This window comes from Cohnella soli, from assembly GCF_042655525.1.
GTDB lineage: Bacteria > Bacillota > Bacilli > Paenibacillales > Paenibacillaceae > Cohnella > Cohnella soli.
This window is the reverse complement of record NZ_JBHSMI010000052.1, coordinates 584,957-607,720: the sequence shown is the minus strand read 5'-3', so window position 1 is coordinate 607,720 and position 22,764 is coordinate 584,957. Positions and strand designations below refer to the sequence as shown.

General features: G+C 46.5%; 23 protein-coding genes. 3 read left to right on the top strand and 20 right to left on the bottom strand.

The features are described 5' to 3' along the window. Window positions 1-79 precede the first annotated feature (79 nt). The 12 genes from ACFPOF_RS26725 to ACFPOF_RS26670 form a co-directional block, all read right to left on the bottom strand. A complete protein-coding gene (locus ACFPOF_RS26725; protein ID WP_378138422.1) occupies window positions 80-589 on the bottom strand; it encodes a hypothetical protein in 510 nt (169 codons plus the stop codon). 171 nt (window positions 590-760) lie between these two features. After that, window positions 761-1,303, bottom strand: a complete 543-nt coding sequence (locus ACFPOF_RS26720) for a hypothetical protein (RefSeq protein ID WP_378138421.1) — start codon at window positions 1,301-1,303, stop codon at window positions 761-763. 156 nt (window positions 1,304-1,459) lie between these two features. Continuing rightward, a complete protein-coding gene (locus ACFPOF_RS26715) occupies window positions 1,460-1,627 on the bottom strand; it encodes a DUF6199 family natural product biosynthesis protein (RefSeq protein ID WP_465251472.1) in 168 nt (55 codons plus the stop codon). 41 nt (window positions 1,628-1,668) lie between these two features. After that, window positions 1,669-1,863, bottom strand: a complete 195-nt coding sequence (locus tag ACFPOF_RS26710) for a hypothetical protein (protein WP_378138419.1) — start codon at window positions 1,861-1,863, stop codon at window positions 1,669-1,671. Window positions 1,864-1,866: 3 nt separating this feature from the next. Beyond that, complete coding sequence (locus ACFPOF_RS26705; RefSeq protein WP_378138418.1) at window positions 1,867-2,619, bottom strand: hypothetical protein; 753 nt, start codon at window positions 2,617-2,619, stop codon at window positions 1,867-1,869. Between the two features lie 360 nt (window positions 2,620-2,979). After that, window positions 2,980-4,158, bottom strand: a complete 1,179-nt coding sequence (locus tag ACFPOF_RS26700; RefSeq protein ID WP_378138417.1) for a DUF7832 domain-containing protein — start codon at window positions 4,156-4,158, stop codon at window positions 2,980-2,982. Window positions 4,159-4,380: 222 nt separating this feature from the next. Beyond that, entirely contained in the window at window positions 4,381-4,827 is a 447-nt protein-coding gene (locus tag ACFPOF_RS26695) for a hypothetical protein (RefSeq protein ID WP_378138416.1), read from the bottom strand. Window positions 4,828-4,903: 76 nt separating this feature from the next. Further along, window positions 4,904-5,335: an NTF2 fold immunity protein gene (locus ACFPOF_RS26690; protein WP_378138415.1), complete on the bottom strand. Its 432-nt coding sequence runs from the start codon at window positions 5,333-5,335 to the stop codon at window positions 4,904-4,906. A 189-nt stretch (window positions 5,336-5,524) separates the two neighbouring features. Then, a complete protein-coding gene (locus tag ACFPOF_RS26685; protein WP_378138414.1) occupies window positions 5,525-5,899 on the bottom strand; it encodes an Imm9 family immunity protein in 375 nt (124 codons plus the stop codon). Between the two features lie 437 nt (window positions 5,900-6,336). Then, window positions 6,337-6,606, bottom strand: coding sequence for a zinc ribbon domain-containing protein (locus tag ACFPOF_RS26680; RefSeq protein WP_378138413.1), 270 nt, complete (start codon window positions 6,604-6,606; stop codon window positions 6,337-6,339). 273 nt (window positions 6,607-6,879) lie between these two features. Further along, window positions 6,880-8,457 carry a COG4705 family protein gene (locus tag ACFPOF_RS26675; RefSeq protein WP_378138412.1) on the bottom strand — a complete coding sequence of 526 codons (1,578 nt, stop codon included), beginning with the start codon at window positions 8,455-8,457 and terminating at the stop codon, window positions 6,880-6,882. A 1,056-nt stretch (window positions 8,458-9,513) separates the two neighbouring features. Next, window positions 9,514-9,678 carry a YgaP family membrane protein gene (locus tag ACFPOF_RS26670; protein WP_378138411.1) on the bottom strand — a complete coding sequence of 55 codons (165 nt, stop codon included), beginning with the start codon at window positions 9,676-9,678 and terminating at the stop codon, window positions 9,514-9,516. 44 nt (window positions 9,679-9,722) lie between these two features. Here ACFPOF_RS26670 and ACFPOF_RS26665 point away from each other — a divergent pair, with 44 nt between their 5' ends. From ACFPOF_RS26665 to ACFPOF_RS26655, 3 genes are all read left to right on the top strand, one after another. Beyond that, the gene (locus tag ACFPOF_RS26665; protein ID WP_378138410.1) at window positions 9,723-11,051 is read left to right on the top strand and encodes a cytochrome ubiquinol oxidase subunit I; all 1,329 of its coding nucleotides are present in this window, start codon (window positions 9,723-9,725) and stop codon (window positions 11,049-11,051) included. A gap of 11 nt (window positions 11,052-11,062) precedes the next feature. Then, window positions 11,063-12,079, top strand: a complete 1,017-nt coding sequence (locus ACFPOF_RS26660) for a cytochrome d ubiquinol oxidase subunit II (RefSeq protein ID WP_378138409.1) — start codon at window positions 11,063-11,065, stop codon at window positions 12,077-12,079. An 825-nt stretch (window positions 12,080-12,904) separates the two neighbouring features. Continuing rightward, window positions 12,905-13,420, top strand: a complete 516-nt coding sequence (locus ACFPOF_RS26655) for a C40 family peptidase (RefSeq protein ID WP_378138408.1) — start codon at window positions 12,905-12,907, stop codon at window positions 13,418-13,420. Between the two features lie 127 nt (window positions 13,421-13,547). Here ACFPOF_RS26655 and ACFPOF_RS26650 read toward each other — a convergent pair whose 3' ends face one another. The 8 genes from ACFPOF_RS26650 to ACFPOF_RS26615 form a co-directional block, all read right to left on the bottom strand. Next, window positions 13,548-14,261, bottom strand: coding sequence for an ABC transporter ATP-binding protein (locus tag ACFPOF_RS26650; protein WP_378138407.1), 714 nt, complete (start codon window positions 14,259-14,261; stop codon window positions 13,548-13,550). After that, on the bottom strand, window positions 14,258-15,457 hold the full coding sequence (gene cntE, locus ACFPOF_RS26645) for a staphylopine family metallophore export MFS transporter CntE (RefSeq protein ID WP_378138406.1): 1,200 nt from the start codon (window positions 15,455-15,457) through the stop codon (window positions 14,258-14,260). Before cntE ends, ACFPOF_RS26650 begins: the two co-directional genes overlap by 4 nt. 8 nt (window positions 15,458-15,465) lie before the next feature. Then, the gene (locus tag ACFPOF_RS26640; RefSeq protein WP_378138405.1) at window positions 15,466-16,281 is read right to left on the bottom strand and encodes an ABC transporter ATP-binding protein; all 816 of its coding nucleotides are present in this window, start codon (window positions 16,279-16,281) and stop codon (window positions 15,466-15,468) included. Between the two features lie 31 nt (window positions 16,282-16,312). Beyond that, the gene (locus ACFPOF_RS26635) at window positions 16,313-17,182 is read right to left on the bottom strand and encodes an ABC transporter permease (RefSeq protein WP_378138404.1); all 870 of its coding nucleotides are present in this window, start codon (window positions 17,180-17,182) and stop codon (window positions 16,313-16,315) included. After that, complete coding sequence (nikB, locus tag ACFPOF_RS26630; RefSeq protein WP_378138403.1) at window positions 17,183-18,136, bottom strand: nickel ABC transporter permease; 954 nt, start codon at window positions 18,134-18,136, stop codon at window positions 17,183-17,185. Between the two features lie 15 nt (window positions 18,137-18,151). Beyond that, the gene (gene nikA, locus ACFPOF_RS26625; protein WP_378138402.1) at window positions 18,152-19,810 is read right to left on the bottom strand and encodes a nickel ABC transporter substrate-binding protein; all 1,659 of its coding nucleotides are present in this window, start codon (window positions 19,808-19,810) and stop codon (window positions 18,152-18,154) included. A 790-nt stretch (window positions 19,811-20,600) separates the two neighbouring features. Next, entirely contained in the window at window positions 20,601-21,293 is a 693-nt protein-coding gene (locus ACFPOF_RS26620) for a response regulator transcription factor (protein WP_378138401.1), read from the bottom strand. Beyond that, window positions 21,290-22,750 carry a sensor histidine kinase gene (locus ACFPOF_RS26615; RefSeq protein ID WP_378138400.1) on the bottom strand — a complete coding sequence of 487 codons (1,461 nt, stop codon included), beginning with the start codon at window positions 22,748-22,750 and terminating at the stop codon, window positions 21,290-21,292. Before ACFPOF_RS26615 ends, ACFPOF_RS26620 begins: the two co-directional genes overlap by 4 nt. Window positions 22,751-22,764: the final 14 nt, after the last annotated feature.

The following is a 22,764-nucleotide window of genomic DNA, read 5'->3' as shown; positions in this document are numbered from 1 at the left end:
ACAGGCTGTCAGAATGAAGTAACTACCCGTTACCGCAGCTATTTAAACCAATTTTAAGAAGAGGTTGCTCTCGGTTAGATTAATGTTTTGTGGGCGGGAAATCTTTTGTCCAACCGTCTTCAATCCATTGCCTTAATTCAGGTGAAATAAGATAAATGGAGATATCCTTGTAGAAAACGGCAACGAGATCTTGATCGTTCTTTAGGCTAGATTCATCATAATACGCGGCATAAATAGAATATGACTTTCCTGTCTTACACTGAATTTGAATAAATGGAGAAGAACTTCCAGATGAAGATGGTACTCCGCCAGGATTATAAGAAGAAACTTTGGATGATTGAATCCAATTTAGTAACTTTGAAATTACTTCCTGATCGTGTTGCGAGTCTAGTTTAAAGTGAATGGTATCTAAGTGTGATGTTTCTGCTATGTTAAATTCAGGGATGTAATCAATTGAAGAAACGTTTTGAAAAGTGAGGTCTTTTAACTTATTACTTGATTTATTGTTGCAGCCTGTAGAGATATTTAATATGAAAAGCATCATTAAAAGAAAGAAAAGAACTCGTTTCAAATTTATTTTTTTACCCATAATTTCACCCCCCATTTCCTCTTTCAAATTCTATTTTACCGTTTTTATGCAAAGCATCCAATATGAAACCGTTACTAAAAACTGCCCGTTAACGGAGAAAACAAAAACAGCGGCCGACGTAGCTGCTGTTCCATTATCGTTCTCGTTAGCTCAATTACACTACTCGGATTATCATTCAAAATGAACAATGTTTTCCCCGTTCTTATTAAAACCGTTCAAAATAAAACCAGGATGATATTCACTGTATTCATCTTGCAATGCGAACCATAATTTATTCCCATCGGGTAGATCCACAAGTTCCGCGTCTTTATCTATATACTTGATCTTACCTTTATGTTCGATATGAAGTCTTGTGATCGACTGTCCCTTAATTAGGCCAAAATAGAGCTGATATTGCCTATCTTCACGTTTTGCATTGTTATCTAGATTTACCCAGTTCCAAGATACTTCTGTTTCGGGAGTCGGAATCTCCGCGGTACCACCACCGAAGCCCCAATTATATCCGCTGTTATTCTTATATACGATTCCTGCATCTAATCCTCCGTAAGGATCTTCATAAAATACAATTATGCCATTCTTTACTTCGTGTTTATAATAAATTTGTTTGTATTTTATTTCTCCGTGGAGCATGGATTCCTCGACTGTTTTGTATCCATTATTTACGCAACCCGAAAGCAAACACATTACCAATAATAGACTCATTGCATTTTTCAATGTATCCCCCCCAATTGGGTGCAACATTAATTGTTTCCATAAATTAGGACGGAAAAATTAAACGAATGTTGCGCTAAACTGCCCGTTAGCGCAACGACGGCAGCCGATCGTTCTGAGGCCGGCTGCCGTCGTATCATAATTGAGCTATCGTACCCGTTAGTGTAACATATGTGGAAGTAACAATATTGATAATCCAATAAGGGCGAATAGACCTGCAACAATCCTTTGAATTATAAAATAAGACCTTGGCGGTTCTCTTGAAGCTTTCCAACGTTGTGTTATCTTCCAGATATAATAAGGATTTATCATTACAAACAATGCAATTCCAATCCATCTTCAAGTTTCGTCGAATGTGCCGATAAAAACTACCAATACAGCGATTGCCTTGTGTCCCATACGATCCAGCGATACGATTCAGAGATCGAGCTCGTACCGATTTCATGCGGACTCGGCTTGGTACTGGTCAAATCGAGTACTTGCAGCATTCCGTAGTATGTGCCGACAAGCAGTCTTGTCTCGTCCGTGTGCAGCGCCATGCCGCTGATCGTTTCGGATATCATTTGTCATTTCGTTCGCCTCCTGGTTTCAATCCAAGAAATGAGAAATCCAGCTTCTCCAAAGTCATTATTGACCTCTGATAGCTTTTCGAAGTCTATTTTCAATACAAAAATATCGGTACCCAACGATTTAAGCGCGTCAGCACCAAAATAAGCATTGATAAAATCGCGAAACGTTACGGCATCATGCGAGTGGCTCAATTGGGTCTCCGTGAAATAATTCACTGGGTACATCATTCTTGGTTGGGAAATTTTATCATTATTTAAGAGATAGGATGAGAAATTGATTTTTTCATTTCGGTATACCGTTGACGTAAACATGTAAGATACGCCCTTCAATGCGGAATCTGTTTCTATTTGAAACGCATAGGTTGCACGAGACAGATCCACCATATTTTCAAACATGGCTTGCAATTCGTAACTATACTTACGGGGGAAATGTAGACTGATATTGGTTGTTCCGCCGTGTGATTCATCATTCACATATATCGCATATGTATGTTGTTCCCTCAAATCTGTGGAATTCGACATATTAAATGACCTGATCTCTCCTGATGCAATTCCATCTTCAAGCTTCTTTCTTCTGACGGACTTCACGCCAATATCTCCGGGATGGTTAGCTTTTTCCTCGGGGAGCAGATAATAGTAATCGAAGTGCTTAAATTCCAAAGCAAACGCCCTTTCAATGCTGACTGCAGCATGATATAGAGCAAGTACATCTTTGTTATGATTCTGATAAATATACAAATTCACGTGCATGGAAAATGCCCCTCCGAAACAATATTATTTCCTTCCCACTATCCCTTATCCGTTTTACATTGGCTTTGAATGCGGCAAATTGCTGCCACATCACCGGACGCCGTAGCGCAGGCTTCGCTCAATTGCTCGCAGATCGCGTCGAACGAGTCGGCGGCAAAGCTCTCGTAAGCCCATTCGGCGCTCGCCCATTTGTAATGGGCCTGCTGCCGTGGATCGGTCTTGCCCGTCCTTTCCACCTTGGCCCGGTATTGTCGCCGGGTTCTTCCCGGTTCAAAATCGTCTCTCCTCACAAAACCCGAATTGTCGCAGTAATCCCAAGTGCTGCACGAACCGAATCGCAGATTTTGCAGCGTTCGAAAGTCAGAATTTTTGCGGCAGTGTCAGCCCACTGCGGAAGGCAAGTTTTATGTCTCTCTCGTGTGAGTAGGCGGAATACTCCCAAATCTCCCCCGCCTGAAGTTTCTCGAACGTCTGGACGATATTGCGCCGCCATGGGGATGGACGACTGTCCACATAGCCGGTGAAAAAACGCTGCGCTTGATCTGGTGTCCCAAAGCACAACATGAACGACAGCGGGGTCGCCTCCTGATCGCAGATGCCGGAAAAACCGCCCCCATGCGTTGCAAGATGGTCGAGCGCCTGAGGACGATCGGCGAATAATGAGAAGAGCGGCAGGACGCGTTCGTTGAGCAACCCGTATATCTCCTCAATTGAGGGTCGCATCTTCAAGCCTGCTACCTGCCAGACGATGGGATTGGCGTATCTATCCAACTGACGCAATTTCCCGAACAGGACGGTGCCGTCATATCCGGTCCCACCCATAGTCTCGCCAAGCCATTTCTTAAGCGCTTTGCTGCTGATGGAGAGAGCGACCGTCATACGAACGTCGCTTCGGGAATTATAGAGCTCAGGCTCGAAAGAGACTTCGAACACAGTGTCTTTATCGGCAGCCGTCTTCTTCCAGACCGTTCCCGCCTTGTTAGGTTTGAAGCCATGCGGCCCAAGAAATTTTCCGACTTCCTGGCAGGCATGGAGAAACTGGGTCTTCGGATCAAGCTGACGATTGGCCGGATCGGCTGACCAGACCTGCCACTGGCTAAAACGCTGGTCGAGTATCGGCTTCAGTCGATCGAAATTCTCCCACGTGTTCCCGACGTGATAGACGCTGGGATATTCGAACCCGTGTGCTTCAGCGTGACGATTGAATACGTCACAATAATCTTGCAGGAAGGAGCCGTTCTGCTGGGCGAATTGCGATTTCTCGTCGTAATAATCGACGGTGAACGCATTTCCATTATCGTTGAGGTCTTCTTCCCAGAGCTTACTATCACAGGCATCGATCAGAAATTGCAGACCGGTGATTTCGCGATTTTTCAGGCGTTTGGTCTCATCGGCAGACTCCTCACGATGAAAATCGCCCAGCATGTTCTCGCAAGCCAGCCAAGCTAAAAACATGCCGATATGGATGCCGCCACTTTCCTCAGGCAAGTCTTTGGGGAAATCTCCACCTGAATGCCAATCTATTCTGTCATACGCCATTTTTGAACCTCCACGGACGCCCGCAGGCTTTCAATATCAGGGGCACTATATAAAGCTTCCTCGAAGGATCGCGTTTCCATGTGGCCTTCGACAAATTCCTTCAGAATATCAACAGCGTACGACATAGTAGTATCAGCCTCCTGCGTCGATTTTTACGACGCCTCAAATATCAGGAATTGAGCGACATAAGATACGCTAAATGCCCGGAGCATTCCAAGCCGATCACGAAGTACCGTCTTGCACATAGTTCAGATGCTCTGTGGAGCCGCCCCCGTTGTCCTGCCCTATCAGCTTGTACACGGTCTCCCAGGCATCGCCGGCCAACGCGCGCTTTGCGCCAAATACATAAATCGTGTCTCCGACGGGAAAGCCGCCTTTCATTTTGCGTGCTGCCGCCATATCCAGCGTGAACTGGTGCAGGAAGACCATCGGTTCGCCTTGGAAATATGGCCAGTCCTTTTCTCCCTTCCACTTCGGCGGCTCAACCGCATAGATGAATTTATCGTTCAACTTGCTTTTAAGCCATATATCGACGACGCTTGGTTTCTCCTTGTTCATCTCGGCAAAGAGGCGGTCAATAAATGCATCGCCGTCAGATGTCAGACAGGAAGCACTCTTGTTCTTGCTGAGATATTTTTCGAGCGCACTTGTAAAAGTTTTTCTATCCATTTTTATATAATTCCTTCCAGAAATTTCACAGGGGTACCACTGCCTCAAATAATAGGATTCCCGCAACAAAATTCCGTTAAATGATCTCATTAACCCATCTGTTTTCGGATTCACTGAACCGTTCCCTCTTGTCGAGCCGCAAAGCGCCATCTTTGATCACGACCTTAAAGCGGTAGCGTTCTTCATAGTCATCGTCGGGTATGGATCGCATCGTTTCGATCAAATAAGACGACTTTGTAGGCCGGCTAATCTCGCATATCGCTTCGATCGACTTATCATAGTCCGGCATTCCGAGAGAGAACGACATCCGCGCAAGGCGTCCAGTCTTCCGCACCCGGTCGGTGACATAGACATCATATATCTTCGTCAAAGCGTCATGAGCGGCCTGATGATGATCTCCCAACCCACCTTTGTCTCTGTCGAACCAGACAATCACTTGCTTTCCCCAGGCCGTCATCTCATCGAAGAACGATATCAGGAATTTCGATACGTCAGCAGCTTCGGACATTCTACCACACCTATTTTTCATATTTTTGGATGAATGAGCTTTCAGCCCTTCCTTGTCGCAATAATACCTAAATCAACTTGCGATCTTTAAAGACTGTCAGCAGTTGGCATGTTCTAAAGGAAGGTTCGAATCCCTCCCCCTCCGCCGATTGCCGCCTTATGTAAGCCACGTGCGATGTCTCTACAGCGCCTATTCTTTCACCGTACGTGTGAGCTTGAAGCGTTTTCCCGCGACGGTCACACCACGTTCAAATGCTGCATCCAGACCACGAAGAACGTTTGTGGTCAAGCAGGTTTGCAAATCCGTATAGTCATCGAATAGAGCTTCAACCGGATCGTGGAAACTATCCCGTCGACTATCATTGCCGATACCGATGACGTTGCCATGGTTAAAAACCAGACTTATGAGTAGCCGCCACCCACCAAGGTCATCAAGATTTGCCGTGTCGCTTATGTATTCAATGCGCTTCTTAACCTGAGCCATTATAGAAGTCATATCTACAATTTGCTCTAGCCCAATCACCTGGATGCTAGGCAGTGCTCTGATGTGCGGCAGTTCCTGCATTCTTATCGACTTCCCCTCATGTTTATTCCTTCGCCGTTGGTAGCATAGAGTATCGCCGTAGCGGTTTCCAGCATATAGGGAGACAGGAAAGCCGCGACCACGCCGGAGAATACCCACAACGCCGTCGAGAGCTTGGGCGTGTCAGCCAGATTCTTGTACTCATTATATGTGAGATAGGCCGCCGCTGCCAGCGATGCGCTCTACCAACTAGGCTAATTCTCCCTTGTTAATTATTTTCTTTGATGTAGTAAAATGCACATCAAAGTGCAAAAAGCTCAGACATTAACTACGCCTGAACTTCAACAGATAGGTAGATGTGGCCCTATTACGCTACTTCCTGGTGATGACTCCCCGTGCCTGAAGGCAGGGGCTTCTCGGATCGTTGAGAACGGCAACCCGTATCTCTCCCCGAAGGCTCCATCCGAGCCGAATACGGTTTACGCTATTGCTCTTTGCAGGATATTCTTAGCAGCGTTTTCGTCTCTATCCGCTACATATCCGCAAGACTCACACCTATGGACGCGAACGCTTAACGCTTTCTTGACGATTTCACAGTAATTTGAGCAAAGTTGTGTTGTATTGCGCGGGTCAACTTGTTTCACGACTCTACCAGCACTCTCAGCCTTGTAGATTGTGAATGTGACAAGCTGACTCCAGCCACTATCAACAAGATGAAGGGGCTGTCTCAAAAGTAGGTTCCCATTCACTTTGAAAATAGCTCACCAGCGAGAAATAGATTTGAATTAGAAAAATAGCGGCGTAAGGGTTATCCCTGCGCCGCTATTGTTTGTTTTTGGTCAATTGTTGCTTTCTTCAACAAGTTATGGGTAAGGGAAAGCCATCCGACCTCTAGGCTCACCTTCGGCTAGCCGCGAAGCAAAAAGCGCCGGAATCCTCCCTCGATCTTACCCAACCGACAGCATATTGTTTAATGGACAAGCCTCCCTCATTGACTTTAATTAAGGAACGGTTCTTAATTTTTATTGATTTGCTTTGCTCATGGTACTAAGCGAATCATTAAGCGAAGAGACGCACTGGCTAGCATTAGGTTTGCCTTTGCGAACAGTTGCCAATACAATGTCAATCGTACCATCGATTGTGGTCCAGGTGGAACCATCGATTTTTCTAAGCTTAGGCTCAGAAATATCCCACTGATGCTCCAAATTGTCAGCGCCTTTTTTGGCGGTATCAAAGTCCTTTACGTTTACTGCGTTCAACATCTCGTTTTCAATATTGACGAAATCCGTTAATCGCCCGGCCAATTTCGCATGTGGCGTAGCTTTTGTTGCTGCCGGTGACGCTGCCGGTGCTTGAGAACTCTGGGATTGCGATGCTGCGGGAGCTGTGTTGTTGATATCGTTTAATACCTTTAGTGAATTTTGAAGGACGTTTATGCATTGATTCGCATCGGGTTTTCCATTGCGGACAGCAGCCAATACTGCGTCGATCGTTCCATCGATCTGGGTCCACTTGGAGCTGTCAATTTTTCTAAGTTTGGGCTCCGCTGTGTCCCATTGATGCTCCAAATTGTCAGCGCCTTTTTTCGCGGCAGCAAAGCCCTTCGCATTCACAGCTTTCAACATTTCATTTTCTATATTCACGAAATCCGTCAGCTGTCCGGTTAATGAAGCCGAATTTGACGTTGAGTCCGATCCAGAAGAATCAATTTGATTGCTTAACTGAACATATCCGCCGATGCCGACAGCTAAGAAAATGCAAAGTGCGGCTACCGTTTGAAGGAGAACGTTTCTTTTGCTTTCTTTTACATGCCCCGTCTCTATGGTATCGCTTTTCGGTACCGTATCGATCTTGGTAATAGCTAAGAAAATGGTGACAGCCAAAATCGCCGCTAGAAAAATGACGCTCGTAATCGTTGTACCTAAGCCTAATCCGCCATTCATTTTAGTTTGGGACAAGTAGTCGCCTAAGGACGCTCCAAGCGGACGAGTCAGAATATATACGACCCAAAAAGCCAAAACTGAATCAAGTCGCAGCCATTTCCAAGCTAAATACATAATCGCAATGATAATTACGACCGTGATGCCTGTGTTAAAGTAGCCAAGTCCGAGCTGTTCGGAATACAGATCGCCTACAGCTGTTCCAAGTGCGAATGTGAACAAAATGGTTAGCCAATAATAAACTTCGCGTTTCCTTGTGTAGATCGAGTGAATGGAGAGCGTCTTTTCGCTTGCGTACCAGACTAGGAAAGTTAAGCCCAGTAATATGCTGAATACGATCGTGCTTTTCTCCAACGGTACTCCCATCGCATCCGTCAAATTATCGGTTACCAGGGTTCCGAAAACACTGATTAATACGACGGTTAGCCAATAGATGCCGGGCACATATTTTGTTGCTCTGAATTGAAGGACAAACACGATGAAAAACGCGACTCCCATAATAATCGTCGTATTCGTTAACCCGAATCCCAGATTGAAGTTCAGAAAATCAGCGAACGTTTCGCCGACCGTAGTGCAGAGAACCTTAATGATCCAGAAATATATCGTAACTTCTGGTACCTTGCTAAGTAAAATTTTCATTTTGTGTGGTTGTTCCGACATAAAAAATGACCTCCTCAATTAGTTTCAGCTTACTTTCTTTATTCCATACCGCTAGGAAATTTCTTCTTCATTCCAGTGTTCCCATAAAAGAAATTGAACTTACTTCCCTAGACTAGCCTTCGTTCATTAACAAGCCATTAACGAAGTATTAAAAATTTCATAACTCTGGCAATTCCTGCTCGCACATGCGTTGTTAAAGGATGAGCCGCTCCAATCTTGTCTTCCTTCGACCAAACTCATGTAGTGCCAAACTCTTCGTGAAATACTTCAAAAGTATGAAATGGTTATAAAGCCTGCCGTTGGAACGTACGGAATAGGCGTCATGCACTTCAGGCTCTATTTGACGATGCGGCAAGATTTACTTCATGTTACGGCCCGCTGTTTGCTCGCACTTTCAAAGAAAGTTAATTTGCTTTCAGAATATCCGCAATTACCGCAATGACCCCTTTCCGAATTGGAGGGGGTCATTGATCACCCGCATAAAACTGATACGGTCACATTCCCGTAAACGCGATAAAATAAAAAAAACGCGTAGCACGCGGATCTTAATGATTGTATGTTCTTGTCCTTCTACACGTGACTGCCAAGCGCACAAAAACGGCAATAGTGAAATGCCGGTCTTCATTACAACAATTATATTCTGTACACCTAAACTCCTCACTCGTACTCTTCACCAAAATGCAAATTCATCGATTCGACATGACTTTTCGTTTCGTCCGTCCCTAATTCGTGAATCATTCCATAAATTTGTTTCAGTACGTAATCGTATCTGTCGTTCTCGACGTCATGATGGTATTGATTCCGGGATGATGAGCTCGAAAATAAGTCCCTTCTTCGCATTGCTCAAGTTCATTGAACAAATCCTTCAGTTTATCAACATCGTTTTCGGAAGAAACGATTTCCAATTCATAAGAGGCATCGCCTTGATTGTACATAATCGTTTTTGATTGTACCGACACATGTTCTAATTAATGAAAATATGCATACGGCCGCCCCAATAATAAGCAACATGTTATAAATTGACACGACCCGAAATTCCTCCTTGTCTCGTGTAAATTAATTTTGCCACTTTTTGCAGTTATCGATTCCAAGCACGGTATTAGCCGGGCAATATCGGGTAGCCCCGGTTAGTATGGGAGCCAATCCGATAAGTCCCCACCAATTTTTGAAGCCTATGCCTAAAAGAATGATACCTGAGATGCATTGGCATAAAATCAGCAATTAATTGGAAAGATGTAACGGCAACTTGAAAGGAGGTTCTTAGTTTGACTTCGTTGGAATGGAGCCGAGGCTTAACGGAAATGACTCTAGCTTTCCATATTTTGTTCGCTACGGTGGGAGTTGGAATACCGATGTTTATCTCCTTTGCCGAATGGATAGGAATTCGAAAAAAGGACCCTCATTATTTGCTAATGGCCCGACGTTGGACGCGCGGTTTCATCATTACGGTTGCTGTAGGCGTAGTTACAGGGACATGCATTGGTTTGCAATTGAGCTTGCTCTGGCCTGTATTTATGCGGTTCGCGGGTAACGTGATCAGCTTGCCTCTTTTTTTGGAAACCTTTGCTTTTTTCTTTGAAGCCATTTTTCTAGGGATTTATATGTACACGTGGAATCGGTTTTCCAATCCCTATTTACATTGGTTGCTGACGATCCCGATTATTATCGGATCATCCGCCTCGGCGTTATTCATTACGATGGTCAACGCCTTTATGAATACGCCTCAAGGCATTACGCTCCAAAACGGCAAGTTGACTCATTTAGATCCGCTCTCCGCGATGTTCAATCCGGCAACGCCTTCTAAGGTGGCGCATGTACTGTCTTCAGCTTATTTAACCGCGGCGTTTCTACTTGCCATGATTGCCGCATTCTCAATGATAAGAGGACGGAAGAACGATTATTATCAAAAATCAATACGTCTCAATATGGTCGCCGGAGTGATCCTTGCGGCAGCGACGATATGGATTGGAGATATATCTGCCAAATTCTTGGCAGAAGAGCAGCCTGAGAAGTTGGCCGCGGCCGAATGGCATTTCGAGACCGGCCATGGCGTTCCGCTTTATATCGGCGGACGATTGAACCCGCATACGCTTGAGATAATAGGGGCATTAAAAATCCCTTCCGCTCTAAGTTTGCTTGCGACGCATAATCCAAATGGAACGGTTATCGGTTTAAACGATTTTCCGAAAGAAGACTGGCCTCCGCTTTATGTCCATTATTTATTCGATGGAATGGTCGGTCTTGGATTTTATTTGTTCGGCGTACCCCTTCTTTTTATCTTCATGGCGCGCGTAAAGCGATGGAATACCTATAACAGATGGATACTCGGCGCTATTATTGCCGGGGGTCCTTTCTCATTGTTAGCCATCGAGCTCGGCTGGTTCTACGCGGAAGTAGGCAGACAACCATGGATTCTTAGGGGATATATGCGAGTGTCCGAAGCAACTACAATCAACCCCGATGTAGGGATCGCGTTCTGGCTTTTTGCTGCCTTGTATTTGTTGTTGGGACTTGTCAGCTTGCTTGTTTTGATCCGTTTGTTCCGTAAAAAGCCGGCAGAGATGGAACTGGAAGAGCGTCGTATCATCTTATAGGAGGGATCAACATGCCGATTGAACAGCTTGGAATTGCGGTTCTTTGGATATTTCTGTATGGCTACCTGATCGTTGCATCCATCGATTTCGGAGCCGGATTTTACGCTTACTACGGAAAAACAATCGGTATCGGCACGGTCATTTCACCGATCATTTCCAGGTATTTATCGCCCGTATGGGAAGTCACGAACGTCTTTCTAGTGTTTTTTATCGTCGGCATCGTAGGGTTTTTCCCTGAAACCGCGTTTTATTACGGAACAGCGTTACTAATCCCCGGAAGTATTGCCCTTGTATTACTGGCGATCCGCGGATCCTTTTACGCTTTCGCCAATTATGGTGCTAAGAAGAACAATATTTATTTGCTCGCATATGGAGCTACAGGACTTTTCATTCCGGCTGCCCTTTCTACCGTGTTTACGATTTCGGAAGGCGGATTTTTGTCCGTACATGGAAACTCCGTCGTTTTTTTTCCTGCCGAACTGTTTTTCAGCACATATTCATGGGCAGTCGTGTTGCTTGCCATTTCAAGCGTACTGTTTATCAGTTCGACGTTCTTGACTTACTATGCCGCTCGAGCGGAAGACATCAGGGCGTTAGAATGGCTTCGCTCTTTTTCTCTCTGGGCAGGCGTTCCAACGGTTATCTCGAGCCTATTTGTTTTTATTGCGCTTCGCAACCACAATCGAGTACATTTTCAAAAAACTTTGGAATTGTGGTGGATGTTTGGGTTGTCCCTGGTTAGTTTTACTTTTGCGATTTGGCTAATTTGGTGTCGTAAAAACTATGGAACCGCATATATTGCTGTCATGCTTCAATTTTTATTCGCCTTCTTCGGCTATGGTATTTCCCACCTCCCCTACTTGCTTTATCCTTACTTAACGCTTTCCAGCAGCGTGACGAACCTCGTTATGGGAAGGGCGTTGGTCATCTCGTTCGTGGCGGGACTCTTATTATTGATACCGGCGCTTGTACTCTTGTTGAGGTTGTTTTTATTCAATACTAAGTATGTAAAAGGGGAAACGCGATGAACCCGTTTGATCGACAGGATCAATGGCTCACCAGGCTTTGTTTCTTAATAGCTGCTTTACTTTTACTATCCGTTATTCGATTTTTGTAGAATCGGGAATCGGTACACATTCTTGGCATCAAGCGGCAATCGGTATAGATCCTTGACACGAGTTTTTGTCAAGAATCAATGCCGATAAAATGAAAAAACCACGATTTACGCAGCTCTATCGGTTTGCCTCGTTCAAAGCGCTTAGCGAGTCCTCCAACGAGCTTTGACATTTGTCTGCGTTCGGTTGTTTCGTGCGAGTCGCAGCCAGTACGTCGTCGATCGTGCCGTCGATCTTCGTCCATGTTTTGCGATCGATTTTCCTTAGCTTTCGATATAGCCTCCCCCACTGTCGTACATAAAACTTTGATAATCCAGAAAAAAATCGTCACTTCCGGTACTTTGCTTAACCATCCTTTAACTACGTTGCTGTTGGCCGTCATTGGGACTCCCCTTTCCTAATTGCGTCACGTGTCCTATATTAAAGGGAATTATAAATTATTTATTAACTGGTTTGATAGACTTAAGAATAATTTCAACATTTTTTTCCTAGGCTTTTACTCATACTTCATCCGCGTTTAGACTGTAAGGGTTACAGAAAAAAATTATTCAAGATGAAATAGGCATAGTCAATAAAAAATGGATGTGGTTTTTCTCAGCGAATTGTCATAAACATCAATATTGCCTTGGCCCTGTTGAGCTTCGGCAGTCTATGGTAATTCAAGGCCAAAAATGATGTGTTATGGTTAGGTCAGGTGATAACCGCCTATAATCCAACACTTGTAGGAGGCCGTTAATTATGAATAAGAACACGAATGTGAATATGAAAAGTCGGTATGGGAAACTGTTAATCGGTGCAACGCTAAGTCTATCGATCGTTTTAACCGCTGGCACGATGTTTACGAATACACATTCAGCATACGCCGCAAGCACTTCGATTTCGGATAATATCATCGCCAAAGGTAAACAATATATTGGAGTTCCCTATCGTTGGGGCACGAAGTCGAACAATACGAGCGCTTTCGACTGCTCTTCGTTTACCCAGTTTGTGTACAAGCAATACGGGATTAATCTTCCTCGATCGTCCTATCAGCAATCAAAAGTGGGTTCTTTCGTACCTAGAAATCAATTACAGCCAGGGGACTTGATTTTCTCGGATACGAATAGAGATGGAAAAATCAATCATGTGAGTATCTATATTGGGAACAACCAACTCCTTCATACCTACAGAGTCGGAATAGGCGTGACGATTTCCAACTTCGCTGGAAGCACATGGGACAGAACTTACGTGACCGCACGTAGAGTACTCCCATAAACATCCCGATTCGAACAGACAGAATAAACGGTGAAATAATGAGGAATAAAATAAACAAAGACGTGAAAAACCCGCGAACCGCGGGTTTTTCTCCTATTATCTTCAACTGTATTATTGATAAAACGGTTCAACGGCCACCCAGAGCTTCAAGCGAACCTTGATCGAGAATCGCAATGTGATCAGCAAAGTATTGAACAGCCGACATATCGTGGGAAATAAACAAGTATGATGTGCCGATCTTCTCCTTCAGATGTTTAAGATGATCGAGAATTTGCTTTTGGATGATCATATCCAAGCTGCTCACCGGTTCGTCGAGCACAATTAGCTTCGGCTTTAATGCGATCGCGCGCGCGATATTGACCCGTTGAAGTTGTCCTCCACTCATCTGTTTCGGGTATTTCGACATATCGTCTCCCACAAGGCCAACCAACTCCAGCAATTCCGAAATAGCACTTCGCTCTTCTTGCGAAGACATTCTTTCATAGTTGCGTAGCGGCTCCGCGATGATATCACGTACAGTCATTCGGGGATTCACCGCGGAATAGCTATCCTGAAAGACGACTTGAATGTCGCGACGCCATTGCTTGCGAGCGTTCCGATTCGACTTATAGAGATCAATTCCGTTGAACGTTAGCGTTCCGCTGTCCGGTGGCAACAATCCGAGAACGATTCGACCTAACGTGCTTTTTCCGGCTCCGCTTTCTCCGAGTATGCCAAGACAAGTCCCCTCATCTAACGTAAAGGAAACACCTTTTACCCCCTTGCCCTCCGACGTCCGCTTGCGAAACCACCAGGAGGTCGAATACGTTTTCGTAATCTTGTTCGCAATTAAAAGACTCATGTAACGACCGCCTTTTCTCCCCGATAAACAAACGTAACGACTAAAGCAACAGCGCCAATGCACGCTCCCGTCACCAGCATTGTTTGATACGAGAACGCGTCCGCTATAGCTCCCATCACAAAAGCACCGAACGATGTTCCGAAGTCCGCTGCGGCGATAAACCAGCCGATTGAATATCCCCGCGATCGCTCCGGCACAATAAACGTAATGTAAGTGATCAAAGTCGGATACAACAAAGAAAGCGCCAGGCCATTACAGACGGCAGAAATAAGCAATACCGGAGTAGATAACGAAAAAAACAACAACACAGGCGATAATACAAAGCAAATGATTAGCACAAGGAGCAATTTTCTCGGAAATGTTGCAGATGATGGAATCCGTTTGCGTCCGAACAATCGAATAAAGATCAACACAGCGGTTTCGGTCAGAAAATAGAGCGGAGCCGTGTTTATGCCTTTGCTGTCCAAATATAACGGCAAGAACGTCGGCGCCATGCTGAAAACGATCGAGGCCATCAGCATGACAATCGAAGGGAAAACGATCCTCTTAATCGTGGTATTCGATCTTATGACGGATTCACTCTCCTCGTCGCGTTTCTTTTCGACGTTCAGCTGCCCCGCTCTTGCGTCGAGCGTCCGAAACAACCCCGAACCGAAAGCGATGTTGCAAAAGCCAATGCCCGCGAAAATCAACAACAATTGCGTCATCGTTACTTGATCTTTCAAGTAAAGAACGAGCGCTGGCACGAACGTATACGGGACCATCGACGCAAGCGAAAGCAGTGACAACCCTTGCCCTCTCGCTTTGTCCGATATCAGATCAATGATCAGCATATGCACTGTCATTGAGAAGAAGGCAAGTATGGCGCCCTGAAAAGCCCTCATGATCGCGAATGCCCAGAGATTCTCAATGGAATACGCAGCTAACACGATTGCGTTCAGTACAAGTGCAACCATAAAAATGTTACGAGAGCCGAATTTGTCGACGATGGCGCCTGCGACTGGGCGCAAGAACATCGAAACGAACATGTAAGCGCCCATGATGATGCCGATTCTCGACTGTCCTGCTCCTAACGATTGGGACAAAAATGGCAAAGCGATGATCAACATATGATTGGTGCCGTAAAATAGCAGTGCCACGATATAGAGCCAGAGAGCTCTCTTATTGAACGGATTATCTAAGTTGAGCGGCTTCAACGCATTCCCTACCTGTTCTTGTTGCCACTGTGCGCCGTTGTTAATCTCGCATCCAGCAGCAACTTCGTATATTCGTGCGCGGGGCGGGTCAAGACGTCGACGGTCGATCCGCTTTCAACGATCTTTCCCTGTTTCATGACAATAACGGAGTCGGCGACTGCTTCGATTACCTCGATATCGTGCGATACGAGCAAGACGGCCGTCTCGCTGGCTGCTTTAATACGTCGGAATGCGTTAAGCACATGTTCCCGGTTCCTGCTATCCAATGCCGTTGTCGGTTCATCCGCGATAAGCAAGTCGGGCTTATTGGATAATGCTAAACCGATCATCACCCGTTGAAGCATGCCCCCGCTTAGCTCATATGGGTATTGTCGAAGCACTTGTTCGGGCTCGGAAAGATTCATTTCCGCCAGGCATTCCATCGCGTGCATCAATGCTTGCTTTCGCGAATAACTCCTGTGCAGCTTTAACGTTTCTATAAATTGCCGGCCTATCGTCATAAGCGGGTTAAACGCCGTCATCGGATTTTGGAGCACCAAGGAGATCTGTTCGCGTCGCACGCAGTTGCGTTCCCTAAGCGATAAGGCGTTCAGCTCTGCTCCATTTAATCGAATGCTACCCTGAGTCACATAGGCTGAAGCGGGAAGCAACCCGAGAATGGACATGCAGGTCATGGACTTCCCGCAGCCGCTTTCGCCGACAATGCCGAGCACTTGACCTTTACTGATCTTGAACGAAAGGTCTTGAACCGCCTGCGCAATTCCTCGTTCGGATGCAACTTCGATTCGCAGCCGTTCGACGTCGAGTACCGTTTGATCGATCATCCTCGTACCCTCCTGAACATGATTCATCTGTCTATGCTGACGCTTTCGTTTTTCTTCGCAATGGGCTGCCGAATCCTTTATGCTCGCTGAAAGCGTCGCTGACAAGATTCAGGAGCGCTACCATGATGAAGATCACCGCGCCTGGAGCGATCATGAGTCGCGGATGGCTGCGAATGAACGACTTCCCATCATTGATCATTGCCCCCCACTCCGCTGTCGGCGCTTGAATGCCCAGTCCAATAAACGATAAAGCGTAGATGTCCATTATGACCCATCCGATCTCCAGTGTCACAACGACGAGAAGCGGCGGAAGCATGTTGGGCACAATATGCCTCATCAATATTCGAACCGGATTCGTACCGCTAACTCGCGCCGCCGTCACGTAAGTTTGTTGCTTCAAATTCATGACGAGTCCGCGCACGAATCGCGCATAGTAGACAGTCTGTACGATAACGAGCGCGATCGCCATCTGCTTCCACCCCGTTCCCCATACGGCAATGAGGCTAATCGCGAGAATCAGGGACGGGAATGCCAGGACCGCGTCGCAAGCCCGCATGATGACGTTATCGATCCAGCCTCCGGCATAGCCGGAGAGACAGCCGACGAGAAGACCCGATAGTAAACAAGCAGCGACGATCAGAAGAGCAAGTCCGAGCGATACCCGCGTCCCGTATAACAAGCGGGAGAACAAGCAACGCCCCAATTGATCCGTGCCTAGGGGGTAATTCAATGACGGGCTTTGGAGTTTATGGGAGAAATCGACGAAATTCGGATCGTTCGGCGCCAAGTAAGGGGCGAAGATACCGCAGACGACGACCGCCAGAAGCATGACTAACGAGAGGTACAGCATCCAGCGCCTTCGGGCGAACGCAGTGGTGAAAGTGTTGCGACGACTAGCCATCTACCCGCCCCCTTTCCCGTCGACCTGGGTTAATCGCGGGTCGAGCAATGATTGGATCAAGTCCGCTGCCAAGTTCCCCAATACGAAGACGAAAGCCATAACAAAGATGTAGCTTTGGATGACTGGATAGTCGCGATGAAACACGGATTCGAGGAAGAATCCGCCCATGCCGGGCATGCTAAAGATTCGTTCTACGATGACCGTTCCCGCAAAAAGCTTCCCTAGATTCATTCCCGCGGCGGTAACGACGGGGCGAACGGCATGACGAAGTACGTGTTTGGTCAAAATCGTGTATGTACCCAATCCTCTCGCCCTTGCGTACAGCACGAACGGTTCTTCAAGACCTTCAAGCAAGCCAGCCCTTAACAGTCGGGAATAGGTCGCGATCAAGGAAAAAGCGAGCGTAAACAACGGCAACACGTAGTTGCGCCAAGATTCCGCTCCTTGCAACGGAAACCAATCCATCTTGACCGATAAAAAGTAAATGAGTAAATAAGCCAGCCAGAACTGAGGCAAAGAGGCCCCAAGAAAGGCAAGAAACCGACAAATGTGGTCGATCAGCCGATTTTTTCCCAGGGCAGAAACGATGCCCAGCGGAATGCTAACCACGATGGCCAGCAACAAGCTAACAAGAGCGAGAGTCGCAGTAATTGGAAGACGATTCATGAATTCGCTAGCGACGGATAGCTTACTGAAGAAAGACGTACCGAAGTCGAATCGGCACAGCTGCCATAGCCAATGCGCATACTGCGTCCAGAAAGGCTCATCGAGACCCAATTGAGCGCGAATCGCATGAACCGCCTCCTCCGTTGGGGGAATATTCGATACTGACAAATAGGCTTTCGCAGGATCGATTGGCGTTAACCGCAAAAGTACAAAAGATACGAACGAGGCCCCCAATAAAACGGGGACCATCGTCAGTATTCTTCTCCAAACATAGCTAGATAGTTTCATTCCATAAAAACACCTTTATTTTTGAATGTCCAACGTATCGAACGGCGTTTCGTCGCGGTGGGCCGGGAACTTCAAACCGGTCACATACTTCGGATAGACGGCGATGCTCGTCAGATAGGAAATCGGCAAATATACGGCTTGCTCATGCAACGTCGTAAAAATCGACGTATACAGCTTTTGGCGTTCCGTTTCATCGGTCGTCAGCAGAACGTCTTTCATTTGCTGATGCAATTCTTTCGCCATCGGCAAACCTTGTTGCGCCTCGTAAATACCGTAACCCGGCTCGTAGTTGGTCGATACGAAATTGTGCGGATCATAAGGAGCCCCATACGTACTCCAGAATAGCAGATCGGAATCAGCTGCTACCATACGTTTGTTGCGAAGCTGTCTTTCCAAGCCGGTCAGCTTCAGATCGATTCCGATTTGTTTCAGATCCGATTGGATCGCCGTAGCCATCGGTTTCTCGACTTCATCATCACCCATGTACACCAATTCGATTTGTAGCGGTTTACCCTCTTTTTCGCGAATCGTTTTCCCTTCAGGCAGCTTCCATCCCGCCTGGTCAAGTAGAGATTTTGCTGTTTCGACGTTGTAATCGTAGGCTTTCAAGCCGACGTTCGCATATGGGAAGTTGCTGGAGATGATCGTATCAGCTAACTTCTCCACTCCGTTCGTAACACCGTCGACAAGCGCTTGTTTATTGACGGCATGCTGCAGGGCTAAGCGCACTTTCTGATCCGCGAACGGTCCTTTCGTCGTGTTCACGATAATCGCGCGGCTGGCGAGCGCATCGGATACAGACGTTTCGAACTTGCCGGAGTCTCTCAGGTTTACGAACGCATCCAGGCTGATCGTGCCTTCTCCGTAGATGAGGTCGATATCGCCCTTCTCGAGCGCAAGTACCCTGGCTTCCGGATCCGGAATGACCTTCACGACGAGTTTGTTGATTTTCGGTTTCGTGCCCCAATAATTGTCGTTGCGGGTAAAGACGGCCACTTCATCTTTTTTGTATTCACTCAGCACCCACGGTCCAGTCGTAATCGGGCTCTTGATCGTTTCTGCTGTATTTCCGTCGTCCGGGAAGCCGGCCGCGCCGAGGAAACGAAGCGGTCGAACGACCGCGAATTCTTGAAGCGCCGGATAGTATTGATTTTTCAGCGTAATCTTGAACGTATTCGCGTCCACAACTTCCGTCTTCTCGATCTGCGCGATAACGCCTAACCAAGAGTGCATATCGCGATTTGCCAAGATCGTATCGAAGTTCTTCTGAACAACGTTGGCGTCGAACGTCGAACCGTCGGTGAATTTGACATTCTGCCGAAGATGGAATGTATACACTTTACCGTCTTCCGAAATGTCCCATGATTCCGCCAGCTTAGGCACGAGCTTACCACCCTCGCTATAATCGATAAGTGGCTCGTAGTACATCCCCTGGGCGAAAAATTCGTTAGGCGCATATTGATGTGGATTTAGCGGTCCGATATCCTTCGGCCATGATATCGTTAGCGTCTTGTCCCCCACCGTGGAGTTCGACGGCGAAGTGGATCCAACGGTCGAGAAGGAAGATTCCGAAGCAACCGAATTGTTATTTTTCGATTGGCAACCAGCCAATGCGAAAGAGAAAATTAAAGTAAACAACACGATCGCTTTTAAGCTTTTCAAATTCCGATACACTTTCAATTGACCTCCCGTAGTAATTGAGAATGATTTTCATAATCAACAAGGAGTATCATAACCGATCTGCCGTCGCTAGACAACCGTTTTAAACAAATATGCATGTCTGTTTAATGAAATGAAGATCACAAATGAGAAAGCCCGCGACAAACGCAACCTTTCATCACTGATTTAACCTGCTCATATTGTTTTCTGGCGAGTTCCGATTGGAATGCAAATAGGCACGCACTCATAGAATCGAGCAGCATGCCTGTTATGTTCCGTTATGGGAATGTCGTTTCCCTTCTATGCTTCTTTGCGATCAAACAGTGTGTATCCTAACGAGAAGAATAAGACGGTTCCGGATAGTAAAAACAAAGATGATGAGAACAGTCGGCTGGTTTCAACCGTCCCACTTAAACATAAGACGTACCAGTCTGTATACGATGCGAGGGAAAACGCGGAGAAGCCTCCGACAAAATAAGGGGCGATCTTCGCAGCCGCGTACAATACGATAGAAAAAATGAGAAAGCCGCTCGCGCTACGAAATAATTGCGCAACCATTGAGAAGACGGTCGCAAGCGCCAGCATTGAGATGAATCCTGCGAATTCTTAAATCTGCTTTGCCCCCACGAATGCCCTCTACGCTGGTCTTCGTCCCGCATATTTTGACACTGGAGGTGACGTAACACGTAATCGTCGATGCGTAATACCGTCATGAGCGTCGAATCACTTCGATGTCTTGAGATCTTCTTCGTTTTAATATTCCAATAATGTTTTCCATTACATTGTAAAAACGTCTTGTTTATTCTTAGGCACGAAAGCGATATCCGGCTCCCCATACCGTTTCGACGAAGCTCGGATTAGGAGGATCCCTCTCGATTTTTTCCCGGAGTTTGCGTACGTGGACGGTAACCGTCTGCGTATCTCCCAATGCGTCGATGCCCCAAACCCGTTCAAACAAATGGACTTTATTGAACACACGATTTGGGTGGCTCGCCAGGAAGTAAAGCAGGTCGAATTCCTTGACCGTGAGTACGATTTCTTCGTCTCTGACGAACACTCTCCGGGACTCAGGATCGATCCGAAGTTCTCGGAATTCGAGTTCTCCATACTCGGACTTTCTTCCTTTCAATCGTTCATACCGGTTTAAGTGCGCCTTGATTCTCGCCACTAGCTCCGCAGGCTTGAACGGCTTTGTAATGTAGTCGTCTGCTCCAAAATCGAGCCCCCGGATAACGTCGATATCCTCACTGCTTGCCGTCACCATCAATACGGGGATATCAACTTCTTCGCGAATATGCTTGCAAACCTCGAAACCGTTTAATTTGGGCAACATCACGTCCAGAACGATCAAATCGTACTGCCCACCTAGCGCTTTCTCCAAGCCGGTCTCGCCGTTGTCGGCAATATCCGTTCGGTAACCACTCGCCTCCAAATAATCACGTTCGAGCTCCGCAATCGATTTGTCGTCTTCCACAATCAAGATGGACGTTTTTCTCATGGCGTTGATTCCCTCCTTGTGATCGGCAATTCAATCTCTATTCGTGTACCGTAGCCTTCTTCACTGACCGCGCGGATATTGCCACTGTGAGCGGAGACGATCTGCTTCGCGATCGCGAGTCCAAGACCGCTCCCTCCCGACTCCGCGCTTCGGGAACGTTCAGCCCGGTAGAATCTGTCGAATACATGAGGCAAGGATTCCGCCGAAATACCCGAGCCGTTATCTTGAACGAAAAGGGATAAAAAACCCTGTTCAGTTTTCGCGCCCAACCGAATTTCCTTATCCGACTTGTTCATGAACTTCAAACTGTTCTGAATGATGTTGTTAAGGACGCGTCGGAACGAATCCCAATCGACAGACATCTCGGATTCCGCGTCCACCTGAATATCGGAGATAAACCTAACTCCCGTTTTCTCCAATTCGAAGTGTAGCTCTTCTTCGAGATCGTTTAGGAACGCATGAATTTTTACCGTCTCGAAAACGAAGGGCATACTATGCAAATCCAATTTAGAATAAAGGAACAATTCGTCTATCAGCCGTTCCATCTCGGCTGCTTTCGTTGCGATCGTTCTCATGTATCGGTCGGACTTCTCAGGCGAGTCGGCTATGCCTTCCAATAAGCCGTCTACATATCCCCGAATCGACGTGATCGGCGTCTTCAAGTCGTGCGAGATGTTCGCAATTAGTTCCTTGCGATTCCGTTCGTATTGAGCTTGGACAGCAATCGATTCGCGCAGCCGAGAACGCATTTCTTCGAATGCAGTGCCCAATTGGCCAATTTCGTCTTTCCCTTTGATGGATACAGGCGATTCGAGCCTACCCTCTTTGAATTGCATGGCAGATTTACGCAAGACCATCAAGGGCTTGATGATTTTTCTAGACATGTATAATGTTAATAACGCATTTGTCAGTACGAGAAGTACAAACGCCGAAACTAACAAGTATGGGGCGTATTTTCTCGCGAAATAGACAAACGGGTCGACCTTCGTAATCAAATATAGACTGACAGGTTCCACGCTTCCGAAGTCATATCGGACGAATTGATAAAATTCACTTCCGTAGGGCTTCGTAGGAGAGAAAAAGCGGTCACCGGCATGCGTGAATCCCGGCAACCGAGAGACTAGTTCCGGATTAGCTTGGATATTTGGCGACGCGAAATATACGCGATTAACTGAGCGAATGTACAAGTAGGTATCCCTGCCCGTCAGTTCGACTGACAAATCATTCAAATAATGCTGATCTTCAAGCAAACCCGGATCTTTCTCAATCGCGTGTTTGATCAACCGATGAAAGTCGCTTTCTTCAAGGCCTTCAATTTTGGTCTCATACACATTCCTAAAATTCTGCAAGTCCCCCTGGAAGACGACGACGAGCAGCATCGCCGTTAAGACGAGAAGAACGAGGGGGACGACGAGCATTGCCAAATATGACAAGATTAACTTTAATCGGATGGACATGACTCTCGCACACC

What these genes read in the sequence shown, in the direction of transcription:
- ACFPOF_RS26725 (WP_378138422.1), bottom strand. Translation starts at nt 589, where the DNA reads ATGGGTAAAAAAATAAATTTGAAACGAGTTCTTTTCTTTCTTTTAATG.
- ACFPOF_RS26710 (WP_378138419.1), bottom strand. Translation starts at nt 1,863, where the DNA reads ATGATATCCGAAACGATCAGCGGCATGGCGCTGCACACGGACGAGACA.
- ACFPOF_RS26705 (WP_378138418.1), bottom strand. Translation starts at nt 2,619, where the DNA reads ATGCACGTGAATTTGTATATTTATCAGAATCATAACAAAGATGTACTT.
- ACFPOF_RS26700 (WP_378138417.1), bottom strand. Translation starts at nt 4,158, where the DNA reads ATGGCGTATGACAGAATAGATTGGCATTCAGGTGGAGATTTCCCCAAA.
- ACFPOF_RS26695 (WP_378138416.1), bottom strand. Translation starts at nt 4,827, where the DNA reads ATGGATAGAAAAACTTTTACAAGTGCGCTCGAAAAATATCTCAGCAAG.
- ACFPOF_RS26690 (WP_378138415.1), bottom strand. Translation starts at nt 5,335, where the DNA reads ATGTCCGAAGCTGCTGACGTATCGAAATTCCTGATATCGTTCTTCGAT.
- ACFPOF_RS26685 (WP_378138414.1), bottom strand. Translation starts at nt 5,899, where the DNA reads ATGCAGGAACTGCCGCACATCAGAGCACTGCCTAGCATCCAGGTGATT.
- ACFPOF_RS26675 (WP_378138412.1), bottom strand. Translation starts at nt 8,457, where the DNA reads ATGTCGGAACAACCACACAAAATGAAAATTTTACTTAGCAAGGTACCA.
- ACFPOF_RS26660 (WP_378138409.1), top strand. Translation starts at nt 11,063, where the DNA reads ATGCCGATTGAACAGCTTGGAATTGCGGTTCTTTGGATATTTCTGTAT.
- ACFPOF_RS26655 (WP_378138408.1), top strand. Translation starts at nt 12,905, where the DNA reads ATGAATAAGAACACGAATGTGAATATGAAAAGTCGGTATGGGAAACTG.
- ACFPOF_RS26650 (WP_378138407.1), bottom strand. Translation starts at nt 14,261, where the DNA reads ATGAGTCTTTTAATTGCGAACAAGATTACGAAAACGTATTCGACCTCC.
- ACFPOF_RS26640 (WP_378138405.1), bottom strand. Translation starts at nt 16,281, where the DNA reads ATGATCGATCAAACGGTACTCGACGTCGAACGGCTGCGAATCGAAGTT.
- ACFPOF_RS26635 (WP_378138404.1), bottom strand. Translation starts at nt 17,182, where the DNA reads ATGGCTAGTCGTCGCAACACTTTCACCACTGCGTTCGCCCGAAGGCGC.
- nikB (WP_378138403.1), bottom strand. Translation starts at nt 18,136, where the DNA reads ATGAAACTATCTAGCTATGTTTGGAGAAGAATACTGACGATGGTCCCC.
- ACFPOF_RS26620 (WP_378138401.1), bottom strand. Translation starts at nt 21,293, where the DNA reads ATGAGAAAAACGTCCATCTTGATTGTGGAAGACGACAAATCGATTGCG.
- ACFPOF_RS26615 (WP_378138400.1), bottom strand. Translation starts at nt 22,750, where the DNA reads ATGTCCATCCGATTAAAGTTAATCTTGTCATATTTGGCAATGCTCGTC.